The sequence below is a fragment of the Deltaproteobacteria bacterium genome, from assembly GCA_016709225.1.
In the GTDB taxonomy this organism is placed as follows: Bacteria; Myxococcota_A; Polyangia; order Nannocystales; family Nannocystaceae; genus Xiheibacterium; species Xiheibacterium phototrophicum.
Genome location: JADJEE010000001.1, coordinates 1,403,545 through 1,415,501 on the forward strand (window position 1 = coordinate 1,403,545; position 11,957 = coordinate 1,415,501).

Sequence of the window (11,957 nt, forward strand, 5' to 3'; positions counted from 1 at the left end):
CACGCAGCGCGGCCCGGTCACCGGTCGCAGCCCGGATCACACCCCGGTGCTGCCGAAGCCGCCCTCGCCGCGGTCCGAGGGCGTCAGCACATCGACGGTCTCGAAGGCGACCGCACACACCGGTGCGATCACGAGCTGCGCGATGCGATCACCGTCGCGCACGGTCACGGCCTCGTGCCCGAGGTTGACCAACAGCACCTGCAGCTCGCCACGGAAATCGGCGTCGATGGTGCCGGGGGCGTTCAGCACGGTGACGCCGGATTTCGCGGCCCAGCCCGAACGCGGACGCACCTGGCCCTCGTAGCCGGCCGGGATCGCGAGACGCAGCCCGGTCGGCACCCGTGCGCGAGCGCCCGGGACGAGCTCGATCTCTTGGCCACCGAGGCACGCCGCGAGGTCGTAACCCGCGGCGAGCTCGGTCATGCGCGCGGGCATCCACGCGCCCGCGTGCAGCAGCTCGATCTCGACCCGCAGCGTCATCGATCGTCCGCCGGCCGCGGCCTAGCCGCGCATGTTCAGGACCTCGCTCGGGTCGACCCCGAACGCAGCCTTGCGCGACAGCCGGATCTTGCCGGTCGGATCGATGTTGAGCACCTTCACCACCACCTCGTCGCCCTCCTTGACGACCTCGGTGACGGTCTGCACGCGGCGGTTCTCGAGCTCCGAGATGTGCACGAGGCCGTCGGTGCCCGGCAGGATCTCGACGAACGCACCGAAGTCGGTCGTGCGCGTGACGACGCCTTGATAGTAGGCGCCGATCTCGGCCTCGGCGGTGATGCCGTCGATGATGCGCTTGGCCTTCTCGATCGACTCGATGCTCTCCGAGGCGATGGTGATGAGGCCGTGGTCGTCGATGTTGATCTGCGCGCCGGTCTGCTCGATGATCGCGCGGATCATCTTGCCGCCGGGGCCGATGATGTCGCGGATGCGGTCGACCTTGACCTGCACCGTGACGATGCGCGGCGCGAAGCGGCTGATGTCCGAGCGGTGCGTCGGCAGCACCTCGAGCATCGCGCCCAGGATGTGCAGACGGGCCTTGCGGGCCTGCTCGAGCGCGTCCTCGAGGATCTTGCGGGTCAGGCCCTGGACCTTGATGTCCATCTGCAGGGCGGTGATGCCGGTGGCGGTGCCGGTGACCTTGAAGTCCATGTCGCCGAGGTGGTCCTCGTCGCCGAGGATGTCGGTGAGCACGGCGATCTTGTCGCCCTCCTGCATCAGGCCCATCGCGATGCCGGCGACCGGCGCCTTGATCGGCACGCCGGCGTCCATCATCGCCAGGCAGCCGCCGCACACCGACGCCATCGAGCTGGAGCCGTTGCTCTCCATGGTGTCGCTGACGACGCGCACGACGTACGGGAACGCCTTGGCATCGGGCACCACCCACTTGAGCGCGCGCTCGGCCAGCGCGCCGTGGCCGACCTCGCGGCGCGAGCTGCCGCGCATCGGCTTGGCCTCACCCGTCGAGTAGGGCGGGAAGTTGTAGTGCAGCATGAACGTGCGCTTGACGTCGCCACGCAGGGTGTCGAGGCGCTGCGCGTCGTACTCGGTGCCGAGCGTGCAGGTCGCGTAGGCCTGGGTCTCGCCGCGCTGGAAGATCGCCGAGCCGTGCGGGCGCTCGAACGGGTGCACCTCGATGTGCAGCGGGCGGACGTCCTCGAGCCCGCGGCCGTCGATGCGCACGTGGGTGTCGATGACGCTCTTGCGGACGATCTTCTTCTCGAGCTTGGCGAGCGCGTTCGCGATCTCGTCGCCGCGGGTGGGATGGGCCGCGAGGAACTTCTCGTGGGTCTCCTTCTCGATCGCAGCGACGGTGTCGCGGCGCTCGTGCTTGCCCTTGATCGACAGCGCCGGCTTCATGCGCGGCTCGGCGAACGCCATGACCTCGGCCATGAACGCCTCGTCGACCGACGGCGGCGCCCAGGCGCGCTTGGGCTTGCCAGCGCGCTCGCGCAGGCGCTCCTGCAGCTCGATGAGCGGACGCGCGGCGTCCTTGGCGAACATCAGCGCGTCGATCATCGCGGCCTCGGGGACCTGCTCGCCGCCGCCCTCGACCATGACGATCGCATCCTTGCTGACGCCGACCACCAGCAGGATGTCGGCCGCGGCCATCTGCTCCCAGGTCGGGAACGCGACGAACTGGCCGCCGATCCGCGCGACGCGGACGCCGGCGATCGGACCCTCCCAGTGGGCGTCGGAGATGGTCAGCGCCGCCGAGGCGCCGGTGATCGCGAGCACGTCGGGCTCGTGCACGCGGTCGTGCGAGAGCACGTGGCCGATGACCTGGGTGTCGAAGCGCCAGCCCTTGGGGAACAGCGGGCGGATCGGGCGATCGATGACGCGGCAGGTCAGCGTCTCGGCCTCGCTGGGACGACCTTCGCGCTTGAAGTAGCCGCCGGGGATCTTGCCGCCGGCGAAGGCGTTCTCGCGGTACTCGACGGTGAGCGGCAGGAACGGCAGCAGCTTGGGCTCCTGCGCCGACACGGCGGTGACCAGGACCGCGGTGTCGCCGAGGCGGACGACCACGGAGTTGGCCTGCTTCGCCATCTTGCCGGTCTCGATCGAGATCGTGGCGTTGCCGATCTGGCAGGACTCGGTGATGATGTTCATGGGGGAATCTCCTTCGGGAATGGGTGGGGTGCGGACGCGCGCTCGCATCCGCGGGGCGGTGCCTACGATCACGCCGACGTGCGCACGACGACGCGGTGCGCACGACGACACGCGGGCGAAACGGCGGACTTTCCTCGACCCGCGGAACGCGGGCGCGCGCAGGCAGGCCGCCAGGAGGGCCACGCCCGTCGCATGCGTCGCTTCAGGCGGCCAGCACGGCCGCCACGACACCACGACGCGCGCGGCGGTTCACTTGCGGATGTTGAGCGCCGTGATGACGGTGCGGTAGCGCTCGACGTCCTGCGCGCGCAGGTAGTCGAGCAGTCGGCGACGCTGGCCGACCAGCTTCAGGAGGCCGCGACGCGAGTGGAAGTCCTTGCGGTGCGTGCGGAAGTGGTCCGTGAGGTACGTGATGCGCTGGCTGAGCAGCGCGATCTGGACCTCCGGGGAGCCGGTGTCGTCGGGAGCGCGGCGGAACTTGCCGATGGTCTCGGCCTTGCGGTCGTTCGAAAGCATGTCGTCGTTCAGCTCTTCTGGGCGCCGGCCCCCTGGCCAGCGGCATTGCGTGGGTGCTTTTTGACTTGGCGCGGAGAATCCTCGCCGGATCCGGGTTTGTCAAGCCGGCGCGGGGCCCTCGGGCGGGCGTGCCGGCGGGGGCTCGCGCACGGTCGCGCAGCCCGGATCGAGCACCCGCTGGGGGTGCACGACGGGCGCGTCGCCGGCGTCTGCGGCGGGGCGCAGCGTCGCAAGCACGAGCGCCTGGGCGGCCCCCACGGCGGAATCGAGCCGAGCCCCGACGGCCCCCCATGGCGGCGGCGGGCCGCCGGGGTCGAGGGTCGCCCAGGGCATCGGCTGGCCGCGGCACAGCCGTGCGAACGCGTCGGGATCCCGCGCGCGCACGATCGGATCCCGGCGCGCGAGCGCGACGTCGGCGGGCATCAACGCGGCCGCGAGGATCGCCCCGGTGCGATCGCGATCGCCATCGCCCAGGGTCACGCGCCAGCGCGGCTTACCATCGGGGCGCGGTGGGCCGGCGATCGCGACGAGGCCCCCGACCGCCCCGGGCTCGTCGACCGCGAAGTCGCCAGCCGCGACCCGACGCAGCGATCGCAGGTGCGCCGGCACGCCGATGGCCTTGCCCCACTGCTCGGCCAGCGTGCGTACGTAGGTGCCCTTGCCGACCGCGACGTCGATGTCGATCGCGCCCGCGTCGGCATCGATCGCGCCGACCTGCAGCGCATCGATCCGCATCGCGCGGGCGGGCAGCTCGAAGTCCTCACCGGCGCGCACGCGGGCGTGGGCCCGCACGCCGTGCTCGCGGATCGCCGAGACGTTGGGCGGTGCCCACGCGAACGCGCCGACCAGCGTGGGTGCGACCGCGACCGCGCGCGGCAGCACGTCGGCGTCGAGCTCGACCGACGCGATCGTTTCGCCCTCGGCGTCGCCGGTGGTGGTGCTGCGCCCGAACGCGACGCTCGCGAGGTAGCGCTTGTCGTCGTCGACCAGGCGCGCCGCCAGCTTGGTGGCCTCGCCGACGCAGATCACCAGCACGCCGGTCGCCGGGGGATCGAGCGTGCCGCAGTGACCCACGCTGCGCTGCCGCAGCGCCCAGCGCACCCACGCGACCACGTCGTGGGAGCTGGGCCCGGCGGGCTTGTCGACCACGAGCACGCCGTGGTGGGCCTCGATCGCCACGGCGCGACGAGTACCACGGGTGCGCCCGAGCACGGGCGGGGCAGTGGCGCGACGGTGGGATCGCGGGCTCGGTAACCGCGACGCACGGGCCCGCATACAGCCGCCCGCCATGACGACCCCGCTGCGCCCTGCCCTGGTCCTGTTCCTCGCGTTCGCCGGCGCCTGCGACGACGCGGCCGATCCCGTCGACACCGCGGCCGACACCGCCGCCGACGGCGACAGCTCGGGCGCGTCGCAGGGCAGCGACGACGGCAACGGCGACGGCGCATCCGGTGGCCCCGCGACCAGCGGCGCGACGACGACCGCGGGCACCACCGCGAGCGCCGACGATGGTGGCAACGGCGACGACGGTGCCAGTGCCGACGGTAGCAACGGGACCGACGGTGGCAACACGACCGGCGACGCCGACGAGCCACCGCCGCAGGGCGACGCCGCGCTGCGCCCGTGGCTCGAGGACGGCAGCTACCTCGGCTGGGCCGCCGAGTCCGGCGTGCACACCTCCGCCGGCCCCCACGGCATGGGCGTGCGCACCTTCGTCAACGACGTGCTCTTCGCATCGCTGTCGGCGGGCAACGCCGAGCATCCGGTCGGCGCTGCGATCGTGAAGGAGCTCTACGACGGCGACGCCGTGGGCGGCTGGGCCGTGATGCGCAAGCTCGCGACCGGCCAGGGCGGCGACGGCTGGTACTGGTACGAGGTCGTCGGCGACGCGATCTATGCCGACGACACCGGCGTCGCGCTGTGCACCGGCTGCCACGGCATGGGCACGGACTACGTGCGCACGCCGTTCCCGCTGCAGTGATCGATCGCGACCGCTAGCGTCGCGCGCGTCGCTGCAGGCGCGGACCGAGGTCGTCGAGATCCATCGGGTAGTACCACTCCACGCGCTCGCGCCCGTGGGAGCGCACCGCCGCGCCGGCGGTGGTGACCGCGGTGTCGTGGCTCGAGTGCGCCGCAGCGGTCTCCGGCAAGATGACCGGTCGCTCGCTGTCCCACGACAGCGCGCCGCCGGGCGCCACCGCGAGGCTGGCCCAGCGCACGCGATTGCGGCTCGCGCGGACCTCGGTGTCGAGCGCGGGGTCGGGCGCACCTGCGCCGTGGGCCAACGCGACGGTGAAGAGGTTCAAACGGTCGACCTCGCCGACCACGACCGGCGTGCGCTTGGTCCGGGCGTAGGCGTACGAGACCTGCCGCCGCACGCCCTCGACGTCGGTGATGGTGTCGAGGCGCTCGGGCGCCGCGAACAGCTCGGCGGTGAAGGCCGCCGGATCGCCCGGGTCGGCGTCGTGGGGCAGCAGCGTCGCCACGCGGTAGCTCAGCCGGCTGTGCAGCGCGGGGTCCTCGGGGTCGGCGTGCACGTAGAACGCGTAGAGGTACTCGACCTCGACGGTCGGTTCGCCCCACTCGCGGTAGCGGGCCGACGCCGTCGCCAGCACTGGATCTCCGTCGAACGAGGTCGCCAGCACCGGGATCGGATCGTCGCCGTCGGTCTCGCGCGGATCGGTCACCTGCACCACCCGTAGTCGATCGCTGGGGTCGCGGAAGCCGACCACGAGCCGCTCGTCGACGATGCGCAGGTCGACGGTCTCGAGGTCCCCTTGCGGCAGACCATTGCCGAGCGTCACGCCCTGCCACTGCAGCTGCAGCTCGGCCGTGAGCGCATCGGCGCCGCGCTTGGGATCGAGCACGCGCTGCAGCTGGTGCCCCAGCTTGGGCAGCTTGCCGAGCGCGTTGGTGGTCGCGTCCGGCTTGGTGAACAAAGCACCGAGTGCGATGCGATCGACCACCTCGCCCGCGCGCAGCCCGGGGTTCCACGGATCGATCGGCGAGGGGCCACGCAGGCCTGGCCACGCATCGAGCGGCTGGCCCAGCAGATCGAACAGATCTTCGCCGAGCCACGGATCGAACCACCTCACGTCGAACGGCGGGATGCGCTCGATGACATCCACGCAGTCGCCGATCTGCAGGCCCATCGCGCCCGAGGTCACGAACGGGAACGGCAGCCCCGGCAGATCGGAGGCGATGATGTCGCAGATCGTGCGATCGGCCGAGGCGGTCCAGCTCGCGAGCGTGGGTGCGCCGACCAGCTCGCGCGGCGCGGCGGGCTCGAGCGGCATCCACACGTCGTCGCAGGTGTCGCCGCTCGCCGCCGACAACAGCGTGCGCAGCTGCAGCTGGCCCGGCGTACCCGCGACCGCGGTGTCGTTGAAGGCGAGGAACAGGCCACCGTCGTCGCGCCCGACCGCGGCGGGATCGTGGTGCGTGGTCACGCCGGGCACCGTGCACGGACCGACCGTGGTGGTCGGGCCGGCCGCCGTGCCGCCGTCGGGCTCGCGGCGTCGGACGTAGCGCAGTGCATCGCTGGCGTCGCGGTAGAACACGTAGGTCAGCTCAGCGCCGCCCGGCACCACCACCGACGCCGCAGCGGGGCGCGCATCGATGCGCGCGGGCACTCGCGGCGCCGTGACGCCGCCGAGCGTCGGCAGCACCTCGGTCGGCGTGGTCCACAGCATCGACGCCTCCGCCATCTGGCGCACGCGGTGTTCGATCGGCCCCGGCGCGGCGCCGGGCTCGAGTGCGGCCGCGGCCTCGATCCAGGCGTCGGCCCAGTTGGCCCACTGCGACGACGGCGGCATGCGCAAGCTGGCGTCGAACAACAGCCGCGCGACGGTGTCGTCGCCGAAGCCGGGCCCGAGTGCGGGGGTGGTCGGCTCGCCCAGCAGCGACATGACCATGCGATTGCCGATCCCGAGGTTGGTGTGGCTCGGGACGTAGCCATCGGTGGCCGGATGCAGCAGCTCCGGTGGCGTGCCGTAGGCGTCGAAGGGCCCGGCGGCCATGTCCGCGTAGCGCACGGCGCCCTCGCACCAGCCACCGTTCTCGTCGGTGGGTTCGCAACTGCTGCGCCACGCCCGGGGCTCGCCGGTCAGCGCGCACGGACGGTGGGTGGTCTCACCGGGCGTGAAGGTCTGGCCGGCGATCGCAGCCATGGTGTCGGGGTCGTCGGAGATCAGGCAGTCGTCCTCGCGGCGATCGAGCCGTCGCTCGAGCAGGATGCCGAACACGTCGACCATGTGCTCCTCGATCGCGGAACCCTCGGGGATGCCGCGCGTGAAGGCCGTGCGCGCGCCGCCCATCACCGAGTGCCACAGCTCGTGGCCGACGACCTCGGCCCGCGCGGCGCCTTCGGCAAAGGCGATGCCCTCCGTCGTGTTGACGCCGATGCTGATGCCAGGGGTCGCGCCGACGCCGAAGCGAATGCCGGCGCCGCGGTCGAACCAGAACTGCGCGTCCTGACCGGTGAGGCCGATGAGCATCTCGTCGGCCTCGCACAGCGCCGCGACGACCTCTTCGAGATCGCGGCCGAGCGCGGGGCTGTCGCCCGGCAACACCGGCGGCGGCGTGCAGCCCGACAGGCCGGTCCAGCGCAGCTCGTCGCCGATCGCGAGGCCCATCCCGATCGCGCCGGTCGCGATCGCGATGTGGTCGTTACCGTCCAGCGCGAGGCGGGCCCGCTCGACGCTCGACAGCACCGCGCCGCTCTCGGCGTCCACCAGGACCTCGCGATCGCCGGCCATCGCCGGCGCCTTGGCGCCGAGCTCCACGCGCCAGGCCATGCGCTCGCGCGTGGTGCCGTCGATCGGGGTCTGATCGAGCAGCACCAGCTCGGTCGTGCGGGCTTCGATGGGCGCGTTCTTCCACAGCGGGTCGCCCTGCGCCTCGAGGTCGGCGATCGCGGTGGCGATCGCGTCGGTATCGGCGATCGCGACCATCAGCGACGGGTCTTGCGTCGGCACCGTGGTCGCGTCGACCCGTCGCAGTCGCCCTTTGGCATCGAGCACGAGGTGGGCGGCCGCGTCGTGCACCGGCGTGCCGTCGAAGGACTGCGCGAAGTCGAAGCGCACCTCCCCGCCCTGCAGCGCCATCTGCCCGCGCAGCTCGAGCGCGTCGCCCTCCGAGAGCCCCAGCAGCGCGCGCACCAGCCCGCCATCGTCGACCAGCGCCTTCGCACGCGCCTGGGTCGGCGCCTTCGGCAGCGCCGGCGTGCCGTCGTAGGCCAGCAGCCGCGCCGAAACCCCGTGCACCTGCCCGCGGGGCCCGCGACGCACCTGCAGCGCGAACGGATCCTCACCGCCCCACGCCATGGCGTCGACGAGCGCGGCCTGCACGTCGGCCTTCAGCTTCGCGGCCGCCAGCGCCGCCGGCAGCGAGTCGTGCAGCAGCACCAGCGCCGCATCGGCGTTGGCCACGTTGCCGGCCCGCGGGCCCACCGCGACCGCCTCGGGCTCGACCTCCGATCGCGCACACGACAGGGGAACGGACGCGAGCCACACGAGCGGGAGACGACGCATGGCGCCTTAGGCCCGCGAGTGCGGGTTTTGATCGCGGCGCGCGGGGAAAATTGCGACGGTGCTTCGGGGATGATCGATCGATCGATGCTGCGCAGCCGCGACCGTCAGCCCTTCGCGCGCACCCACGCCGGTGATTGCGGCGGCACATCCACCCCGCCCATGCCATCGACCTCGGCCTCGACGAAGACCATCCCGGTGGGCGCGTCGATCTCCGGCGCGCTGTGGTGCACGCGGGCGGGCAGCGCCTGCGGCAGCCAGTCGACCACGACCTCGACCGCGGTGCCGGTCGGTAGCGACGCGGCGTCGGCGGGCGAGACCGCGAAGCGCACGATGGTGCTGCTGGTGTCGATGAGGCGCACCAGCGGCGCGCCGGGGCCGGCGAGCGCACCCTGCTCGCGGTAGATCACGGCCACGCGACCGGCGAAGGGCGCGACCAGCTGGGTCTCGCGCAGGCGACGTTCGAGCGCGTCGACGCGGGCGCGCGCGGCCGCGACCTGGCCGGCGGCGTTGGAGGTCGCGCCGCCGGTGCGACCGCTCTCGGCCCGCGCGTCGGCGACCGCCTCGGCGGCGCTGTAGCCCTGCGCGGCGAGGCGCTGCTCGGTGAGGAACTTGCGACGCGCGCCCTTGGCCGCGGCGGCGGCCTGGGCCGCGGCGCCCTTGGCCGCCAGCAGATCGGCCTTGGCGATCGCGAGCTCTTCACGCGCGGCATCGGTGTCGAACTTCGCCAGCGTGCCGCCCTGCTCGACCGCCTGCCCCACGCCGACGGTGAGCTCGGCGATCTCACCCTCGAACTCGGGCGCGACATCGATCGACTTCGCCGGCATCAGCACCGCCACCCAGCCCGGCTGCACCGGCACCAGTGGTTGCTCGGCCGTGGCGGTGGCCGTGTTCGAGGCCGGCGCCGGCGTGACGCTCGAGGCCGGCGCGCCGCAGGCGGTCAGCCCCAAGCACGCCGCGAGCACGCGGCGCACGAACGAACGAGCACGGGGTGCGCACGCAGTCATCACGACGCTCCGATCGCCAGCCGTGGGCCAGCCGTGTTGCCGGGCAACGCCGCGCCCGTGGGCGACGGCGTGCCGAGGGTCTGCGCGGCGATCAATCGCCCGTAGTGGCCCTGGCGCGCGATGAGCTCGGCGTGCCGGCCGTACTCGACGATCTGCCCCTGCTCGACCACGAGGATCAGATCGGCACCGACCACCGTGCTCAGGCGATGGGCGATCACCAGCTGCGTGCAGCGCAGCGACGCCAGGTTCGCGCTGATCTCGGCCTCGGTCGCGGCATCGAGCGCGCTGGTGGCCTCGTCGAGCAGCAGCACCGCCGGCTCGCCGCACAGCGCCCGCGCCAGCGCCAGCCGCTGGCGCTGCCCGCCCGACAGCGACGAGCCGCCCTCGGCGACCGGCGTGTCGTAGCCCAGCGGCATCGCCATGATGTCCTGGTGGATCCGCGCGAGCTTGGCGGCCCGCACCACCCGGGCCGGCGGCGCGTCGGCGCAGTTGAGCACGATGTTGTCGCGGATCGTGCCGGCGAAGAGGTACGGATCCTGGGTGACGATGCCCATCTGCCGCCGCACGCTGCGGACGTCGAGCTGCCGCAGATCGCAGCCGTCGAACTCGATGCTGCCCGACTCGGGCGTGTACAGCCCGAGGATGAGCGACGCCAGCGTCGACTTGCCCGAGCCCGAGCTGCCGACCAGCGCGACCTTCATGCCGGGCTCGATCACCAGCGAGGCCTGACGCACCGCCAGCGGCGCGCCGCCGGCGTAGCGGAACGAGACGTTGGTGCAGCGGATGTGGCCGGACAGCCGCGGGGCCGGCCGCACCGCCGCGCGGTCCTGCTCGGGGGCCTCGCGCATCACGTCGTCGATGCGCTCGATGATCGAGGTCAGCCCCTGCAGCGACACCAGGTTGTCGACCAAGGTGCCAAGCGGCGTCAGGAAGCCCACCGCCAGCGCGTTCAAGGCCAGCATCACGCCGAGCGTGATGTCGCCGGCGACCGCCATCGACGCCCCGACGCACAGCACCACCATCGGCGCGCCGGCCTTCACCGCGCCCAGCAACGCCCCGACCGCGGCCTCGAGGCGGCCGCGCTCGAGCCCGACGTTGAGCGACCGCGTGAACATGTTCGACCACCGCACCACCGCCTCGCGCTCGGCGCCCGCGACCTTCAAGGTCTCGATGCCGCCGATGAGCTGCACGAGGTAGCCGTGCGACTGCGCCTGGGCCTCGAGCTGCTGCGTCATGAGGTCGTGGTAGCGGCGACGGGTCGACCAGAACAGCAGCACCTGCACCGCCGCCAGCACCCCGACCACCGCGCCGATGCTCGGGCTGATGGCCACGATCATGCCCAGGTAGACCAGCACCAGCACGCCGTCGAGCAGCGCCGAGAGCGTGGTCGAGGTCAGCTTCTCGCGCATCTCGGTGTTGCTGTTGACGCGCATCATCAGGTCGCCGGCCGAGCGGGTCTGGAAGAACTGCAGCGGCAGTCCGATGAGGTGCTCGAGGAAGCCCAGCGACATCCGCACGTCGAGCCGCGTGCGCAGCTCGAGCAGCAGGTGTGCGCGCACCAGCTGCGAGACCACCTGGAACACGATCACCGTGAACAGCCCGATCGCGACCAGCCACAGCAGCCCGAGGTCGGCACGCGGTACGATGCGGTCGACCACCAGCGCGGTCAGCAGCGGCAGCGCGGTCGCCAGCACCCGCAGCAGCAGCGACATCGTCAGGACGCGACCGATGCTGTGGCGATCGCCGAGCATGGCCTTGAGGTAGGCCCACAGCCGCGAGCCGCCGGCCGCCAGCGGCTCGAACGAGGCGGTGGTGTCGAGCACCAGCGCGACGCCGGTGAACGACTTGCCAAAGTTCTCCCACGACACCAGGCGTCGACCCGACGCCGGATCGACGATGGTCACGCCCTTGCGACTGCACGACTCGAACACCACGAAGTGGGTGAGGTTCCAGTGCAGGATCGTCGCGCGCGGCAGGTAGCGCACGTCGGCGAGGTCGAGCCGCAGGCCGCGGGCGTGCAGGCCGTAGCGCTCGGCGGCGCGGGCGATGGCGCCCATGGTCGCACCGTCGCGACCGACCCCGATGACGCCGCGCAGCTCGTCGAGCCGCGCCTGGCGGCCGAAGTACTGCAGCACCATCGTCAGGCACGCCGCGCCGCACTCGGCGACCTGCATCTGCGCGACGTAGGGCACGCGCTTGCGATCGCGGCGGGCACCCAGCTGCGCCAGCGCCGGGTAGTCGGCGACGCTGGGCGCGGCGGGGATCGGCGAGGCGGCGTGGGCTGCAGTCGACATCGTCG

At 72.6% G+C, this 11,957-nt stretch carries 8 protein-coding genes; 1 reads left to right on the forward strand and 7 read right to left on the reverse strand.

The window, feature by feature from the left end:
- Window positions 1–36: 36 nt before the first annotated feature.
- The 4 genes from dut to truB all read right to left on the reverse strand — a co-directional run bounded on the left by dut (window position 37) and on the right by truB (window position 4,302).
- Complete coding sequence (dut, locus tag IPH07_05850) at window positions 37–480, reverse strand: dUTP diphosphatase (protein ID MBK6916904.1); 444 nt, start codon at window positions 478–480, stop codon at window positions 37–39.
- Window positions 481–501: 21 nt separating this feature from the next.
- Window positions 502–2,607 (reverse strand): polyribonucleotide nucleotidyltransferase, encoded by a 2,106-nt coding sequence (locus IPH07_05855; protein MBK6916905.1) that lies wholly within the window; start codon window positions 2,605–2,607, stop codon window positions 502–504.
- 249 nt (window positions 2,608–2,856) lie between these two features.
- Complete coding sequence (gene rpsO, locus IPH07_05860) at window positions 2,857–3,123, reverse strand: 30S ribosomal protein S15 (GenBank protein MBK6916906.1); 267 nt, start codon at window positions 3,121–3,123, stop codon at window positions 2,857–2,859.
- 99 nt (window positions 3,124–3,222) lie between these two features.
- Window positions 3,223–4,302 carry a tRNA pseudouridine(55) synthase TruB gene (gene truB / locus IPH07_05865; protein MBK6916907.1) on the reverse strand — a complete coding sequence of 360 codons (1,080 nt, stop codon included), beginning with the start codon at window positions 4,300–4,302 and terminating at the stop codon, window positions 3,223–3,225.
- Window positions 4,303–4,411: 109 nt separating this feature from the next.
- Between truB and IPH07_05870 the strand changes: the two genes are divergently transcribed.
- Window positions 4,412–5,104 (forward strand): hypothetical protein, encoded by a 693-nt coding sequence (locus IPH07_05870; protein MBK6916908.1) that lies wholly within the window; start codon window positions 4,412–4,414, stop codon window positions 5,102–5,104.
- A gap of 13 nt (window positions 5,105–5,117) precedes the next feature.
- Here IPH07_05870 and IPH07_05875 read toward each other — a convergent pair whose 3' ends face one another.
- The 3 genes from IPH07_05875 to IPH07_05885 all read right to left on the reverse strand — a co-directional run bounded on the left by IPH07_05875 (window position 5,118) and on the right by IPH07_05885 (window position 11,952).
- Window positions 5,118–8,654, reverse strand: coding sequence for a hypothetical protein (locus tag IPH07_05875; GenBank protein MBK6916909.1), 3,537 nt, complete (start codon window positions 8,652–8,654; stop codon window positions 5,118–5,120).
- A 104-nt stretch (window positions 8,655–8,758) separates the two neighbouring features.
- Entirely contained in the window at window positions 8,759–9,658 is a 900-nt protein-coding gene (locus tag IPH07_05880; protein ID MBK6916910.1) for an efflux RND transporter periplasmic adaptor subunit, read from the reverse strand.
- A complete protein-coding gene (locus IPH07_05885; protein MBK6916911.1) occupies window positions 9,658–11,952 on the reverse strand; it encodes a peptidase domain-containing ABC transporter in 2,295 nt (764 codons plus the stop codon). The genes IPH07_05880 and IPH07_05885 overlap by 1 nt, the downstream gene beginning before the upstream one ends.
- Between the last annotated feature and the right edge of the window lie 5 nt (window positions 11,953–11,957).

What these genes read in the sequence shown, in the direction of transcription:
- IPH07_05870 (MBK6916908.1), top strand. Translation starts at nt 4,412, where the DNA reads ATGACGACCCCGCTGCGCCCTGCCCTGGTCCTGTTCCTCGCGTTCGCC.
- IPH07_05880 (MBK6916910.1), bottom strand. Translation starts at nt 9,658, where the DNA reads ATGACTGCGTGCGCACCCCGTGCTCGTTCGTTCGTGCGCCGCGTGCTC.
- IPH07_05855 (MBK6916905.1), bottom strand. Translation starts at nt 2,607, where the DNA reads ATGAACATCATCACCGAGTCCTGCCAGATCGGCAACGCCACGATCTCG.
- IPH07_05885 (MBK6916911.1), bottom strand. Translation starts at nt 11,952, where the DNA reads ATGTCGACTGCAGCCCACGCCGCCTCGCCGATCCCCGCCGCGCCCAGC.
- IPH07_05875 (MBK6916909.1), bottom strand. Translation starts at nt 8,654, where the DNA reads ATGCGTCGTCTCCCGCTCGTGTGGCTCGCGTCCGTTCCCCTGTCGTGT.
- dut (MBK6916904.1), bottom strand. Translation starts at nt 480, where the DNA reads ATGACGCTGCGGGTCGAGATCGAGCTGCTGCACGCGGGCGCGTGGATG.
- rpsO (MBK6916906.1), bottom strand. Translation starts at nt 3,123, where the DNA reads ATGCTTTCGAACGACCGCAAGGCCGAGACCATCGGCAAGTTCCGCCGC.